The sequence below is a fragment of the Kitasatospora putterlickiae genome (genome assembly GCF_039527695.1).
Lineage (GTDB): Bacteria > Actinomycetota > Actinomycetes > Streptomycetales > Streptomycetaceae > Kitasatospora > Kitasatospora putterlickiae.
In genome coordinates, this window is the sequence record NZ_BAAAKJ010000131.1 from 86,303 (window position 1) to 91,100 (window position 4,798).

The window sequence follows — 4,798 nt, forward strand, 5'->3', positions numbered from 1 at the left end:
TACGCGGGGGCCGCCGGGTCCTCACCGCGGGTCGGTCAGTTCCGGTCCGCGTGAACGGCGTTGGCGTCCTGGATCTTCCGCCAGGACTTCGGTTCCGCCGGCCGCCGCGCGTCGCCCCGGTCCGCGGCCGCGGTGGCGTCCGGCACCGGTCCGGTGGCGGGCTTGCCGGGGGTGAACAGCCAGGTGTTCAGCACGTCGCCGAGCGGCCGGCCGGAGAGCCTCTCCGCGTACGCCCGGAACTCCGGGATGGTGGCGTTGCCGTAGCGGTGCTCGGTGGGCCAGCCCTTCAGGATCCGGAAGAACGTCTCGTCCCCGACGGTGTTGCGCAGCGCTTGAATGGCGAGCGCGCCGCGCTGGTAGACGGCGGTGGAGAGCTGGTTCTCCTCTCCCGGGTCGCCCGGCTTGACGCTCCAGAACGGGTCGTCGGCCGGGTAGAGGGCGTAGATGTAGTCGGCCAGCTCCTGCGCGGTGCCCTCGTTCTCGTGCTCGGACCAGAGGAACTGCGCGTACTGGGCGAAGCCCTCGTTCAGCCAGATGTCGCTCCAGCGGGAGAGCGAGACGCTGTCGCCGTACCACTGGTGGGCCAACTCGTGCACGACGACCGAGGTGTTGGATCCCCGCGCGAACAGCCCGGGCCCGTAGAAGACCCGGGTCTGGGTCTCCAGGCCGCCGCTGCTGCGGACGTTGGGCACGACGCCGCCCACCGAGCTGAACGGGTACCGGCCGAAGTAGCCGCTCAGCCAGTCCACCAGTTCGCCGGTGCGCTCCACGCTCGCCCGGGCCGCGCCCGCGTTCTCCCCGAGGTCCGTGCTGTAGGCGTTGTAGACCGGCAGCCCGCCGGCCGTGGTGTCCTGGGTGACGTCGAACCGCCCGATCGCCAGGGTCGCCAAGTAGGTGGCCTGCGGCTTGTCCTCGCGCCAGGTGTAGCGGGTCCAGCCGGCCCGCGAGGTGGTGCCGGTCAGCACCCCGTTGCTGACCACCTGGGTGCCGTCCGGCACCAGCACCGAGACGTCGAAGGTCGCCTTGTCGCTCGGGTGGTCGTTGCTCGGGAACCACCAGCCCGCCGACACGGGCTCGCCGGCCACCACCGCGCCGTCCGGGGTGCGGCGCCAGGCGGTGTAGCCGCCGTACCGCTCCACGGTCGACGGCACGTCCTGGTAGCGCACCACCACGGTGGCCCGGGAACCCTTGGCCAGCGGCCGGGCCGGGGTGATCTCCAGCTCCTGGTCGCCACTGGTGGCGAAGGTGGCGAGCCGCCCGTTGACCCGGACCTCGGAGACCTTCAGCGCGAAGTCGAGGTTGAACCGGGAGAGGTTCTGGGTGGCCGTGGCCAGGATGGTCGCGGTGCCCTCCAGCTCGTCGGTGGCGGGCTGGTACTTCAACCGGACGTCGTAGTGCGAGACGCGGTACCCGCCGTTGCCGAGGGTGGGGTAGTACGGGTCTCCCAGACCGTCCGCGCCCGGCTGGAAGCCGGAGGCCGAGGCGGGGACGGCCAGGAACAGGCTCAGCGCACTGGCGGCGGAAGCGATCAACCTCTTGCGCACGTGGTCCTCCAGGGATCACCGGAACGATCGGGTCGGATCGATCCCTGTCCCGGCGGCCCCCGGTCTACTCCCCGATGGCGGAACGCGGTGCGTCCGTGCCGTTCCCCGCCGTGCGCCCGGGTCGTCACGGAGGACTCCCCGTGGACGCCGTGGTGTGACGGCACGGTCCGGTGGACCCCCCGGGCCCGGCGTGACAGCAGCCCTGGCCCGGGGTGCGGCTCCGGTCCAGGGCTGCGGCGTTCGGCCCCGGGTCAGGGGGTGGTGCAGACGGCGGTCGCCCGGATGGACTCGGCCGAGGTGCCGGTGTTGGTGCCGCGCACGACCCAGTACTCGCCGCTCGCGTAGGAGTCGGTGAAGAAGATCCGGAAGGCGCTGGTCTGGCCGCCACCACCGGTGGGCACCTCGCCGGCCGGACAGGCCACGAGGGCGATCCCGTTGGCGCCGGGGGCCACCTCGACCCAGTCGCCGGTGACCTGGTCGTGCGCGGCCAGCAGCGAGGCGTCGGCGACGGCCGGGTCGCTGGGGGTGGCGACGGGCTTGACGGAGGCGGGCTTGTCGGCGGGCCGGTCGTCGGCGGCGGCCGCGGTGCTCGCGGCCAGGACGCCGAGGACGGCGAGGGCGGTCAGGACGAGGGGCTTGGTGCGGGACATGTCGGTCTCCCGGGTTCAGGGTCTGGCGGTCGTCGGCGGGGGGTGTTCCTCCACGCCGGGCCGATCCGTACCCGAACCTCCGCACCGCGCGCTCGGGCGGACGCCCGCCTACTCGGGTGGGGGAACACCACTGCCTGGCCGGGCTAACGTTCCCGGTCGCGATGGCGAGTCGGACCGCCGCCGGAGCGCGCCGCCACCCGGACGGGCCAGGCGCCCCCCGCGGCGCACCGTCACGGAGCCCGGCGGACGCCGACCCGCGTGAGGGGGGCAGGGGCGCCTGCCCGATCGGGCAGTGTCGGGGTGCGCCACCCGTTCCCCGAAAGCACTCCGTTGACACCGAAGTTGGTCTAGTCCACCGTAAGTGAATCAAGGTCATCCGGATCAATGCCGCGCCCTGACCCTCGGGCGGGCAGACGGATCTGACGATCAGTTGGAGAGCCCCACACCATGCAACGAGTCTGCCTCGCCCTGCCCACCATGCGTTCCTGCCCCGACACCATCGTGGACCTCGCCGAGGAGGCGGCCTACGCCGTCGAGCACTTCGGGGTCGAGGTGCACCTCCTCATCCTCGACACCACCGATGGCGCCGGGTTCGCGAAGAACGCGGACGCCGTGGCCTCCCTGGCCCCCACGCCCGGCGTGTTCGTCCACCACCTCGGCGAGGAGCGGCAGCGCGAGTTCTTCCGCCGGGTGGCGCGAGGGGCCGGGGGCGCCGACCCCGAGCTGCTGCTCGACATGATGCTCCCGCCGGCCGTCGCGTACGGGTCCTGCGTCAACCGGATCTTCCTGGGCGCGGCCGCCCTGGGCTGCACCTCGGCGCACCTGCGCAACGACGACGCCGACTTTCAGGTGCTCGACGGCGAGAAGGTCTTCCCGATCCACCACGAGCTGCTCTCGATCGGCAAGCCGGCCGGGGAGGCGGTGGCCGGCGTGACCCGCTCCGAGCTCGACCAGACCGACGCGGACATGCCAGTGATGCTGGTCAGCGGCTCCTTCATGGGCGAACTCAACGTGGACATCGGCGAGATCCGCGAGCTGGACCCGGACGTCTACCGCGACGTGGTGCGGCTGTGGACCCCGCCGGTGTGGCCGGACGAGGACCGGGACGCGATGGTGGACGTCTCCTTCAGGGGCACCGGCACCGAGCCGTTCAGCGCCGACGAGTCCGTACTCGGCCCGCCCGACATCTGGAACGTCTTCATGTGCAACGTCGCCCTGGACCACCGGGCCTACGAGGTGCTGCCGCTGCTGCCCTCGATCAAGACGCTCGGCTGCGACTACGCGCTGCTGCACGCGCTGGTCCACGCCCGGATGCCCGCCGTCATCCACAACCGCCACATCGTCAACTACTACACGCCCGAGCGCCGCACCGGCGCCGGCTTCGTCCCCTACCAGATGGGGTTCGTCAAGCTGCTGCTCTCGATGCTGTACCTGTACCCGGTCTACGGCGGGATGATCGACCTCGGCCGCGACCTGCTGGACGAGCGGCACACGCTGAGGGTCGAGCCGATCCTTGAGCTGGTGCGGGGCAGCGTCGACTGGGACCGGGCCGGCAACGAGCACTGCCTGGACGTCCTGGACCGCTCGTACCGCAAGCTGGGCGGCAAGTACACCGAGCTCGCGGACGTGGTGGCCGGGCAGCGCCGGCAGCTCCTGGACGAGGCGCAGGAGGACGCCAGGCGCTGGGCGGTGCTGGTGGAGTCCTGGGCGGGGATGGTGACCGCCGCCCGGGCGGAGGGCCTTTACCCCGAGGCGGCCGGGGCGAACGGGTGAGCGAGGACTTCGTGATCCGCCGGCTGGCCGACGACGACTGGGACGCCGTGGTCGAGCTGGAGCACGACGCCTACGCGGCCGACGGCCTGTCGGAGGGCCGGGAGGCACTGCGGTCCCGCGCCCTCGCCTCGCCGGAGACCTGCTTCGTGCTGGAGCAGCGCGGCGCGGTGCGCGGCTACCTGCTGAGCCTGCCGTACCCGCCGCAGCGCTGCCCGGACCTCGCCCGGACGGAGGACGCCGCGTTCGATTCGGGCAACCTGCACGTGCACGACCTGGTGATCGCCGAGGACCTGCGCGGCCGGGAGGTCGCGCTGGGGTTCATGCGGTACTTCCGGGCGCGGGCGGAGGAGCTGGGCTTCGAGCGGATCTCGATGGTCGCGGTGCGCGGGGCGGACATCCTGCTGCGGCTCCTCGGCTACCGCGCGCACCGGGAGGTGGCCGTCCCGGCGTCCTACGGGCGGCGGGCGGTCTACATGTCGATGCCGGTGCACTGACCCGCCGCTCCCCCGGGAGGGGCCGCGGTCAGCCGCCGGAGGACTCGCGCACCGTCAGGCCCGGCAGCAGCTCCAGGTGGTGCACCGGCAGGTCGCTCCCGGTGGCGGCCAGCCGGCGCACCAGGAGGTCCACCGCGGCGGCGCCGACGGCCCGCTTGGGCGGGGCCACGGCGGTCAGCGGCGGGGCTCCGAGGGCGGCGAACACGTCGTCGTAGCTGACCAGGGCGAGGTCCTCGGGGACCCGCACGCCCCGGGCCCGCAGCAGCGGCAGCAGTTGCAGGGCGTCCTGGTCGTTGTGCACCAGGGCGGCCGCGACCCCGTCGGCGACCGCCTCGGC

General features: G+C 72.9%; 5 protein-coding genes. 2 read left to right on the forward strand and 3 right to left on the reverse strand.

What is annotated here, in order from left to right; translation table 11 throughout:
- Nucleotides 1-35 precede the first annotated feature (35 nt).
- Nucleotides 36-1,544 (reverse strand): M1 family metallopeptidase, encoded by a 1,509-nt coding sequence (locus ABD308_RS13905; RefSeq protein ID WP_344333295.1) that lies wholly within the window; start codon nt 1,542-1,544, stop codon nt 36-38.
- A gap of 251 nt (nt 1,545-1,795) precedes the next feature.
- Nucleotides 1,796-2,194, reverse strand: coding sequence for a hypothetical protein (locus ABD308_RS13910; protein ID WP_344333299.1), 399 nt, complete (start codon nt 2,192-2,194; stop codon nt 1,796-1,798).
- A 447-nt stretch (nt 2,195-2,641) separates the two neighbouring features.
- On the opposite strand from ABD308_RS13910, the gene ABD308_RS13915 reads away from it, so the two are divergent.
- Nucleotides 2,642-3,967 (forward strand): DUF6271 family protein, encoded by a 1,326-nt coding sequence (locus ABD308_RS13915; protein WP_344333302.1) that lies wholly within the window; start codon nt 2,642-2,644, stop codon nt 3,965-3,967.
- The gene (locus ABD308_RS13920; protein ID WP_344333305.1) at nt 3,964-4,461 is read left to right on the forward strand and encodes a GNAT family N-acetyltransferase; all 498 of its coding nucleotides are present in this window, start codon (nt 3,964-3,966) and stop codon (nt 4,459-4,461) included. Before ABD308_RS13915 ends, ABD308_RS13920 begins: the two co-directional genes overlap by 4 nt.
- 28 nt (nt 4,462-4,489) lie before the next feature.
- On the opposite strand, the gene ABD308_RS13925 is transcribed toward ABD308_RS13920, so the two are convergent.
- On the reverse strand, nt 4,490-4,798 hold a 309-nt coding region (locus ABD308_RS13925), incomplete at its 5' end, for a substrate-binding domain-containing protein (RefSeq protein WP_344333309.1).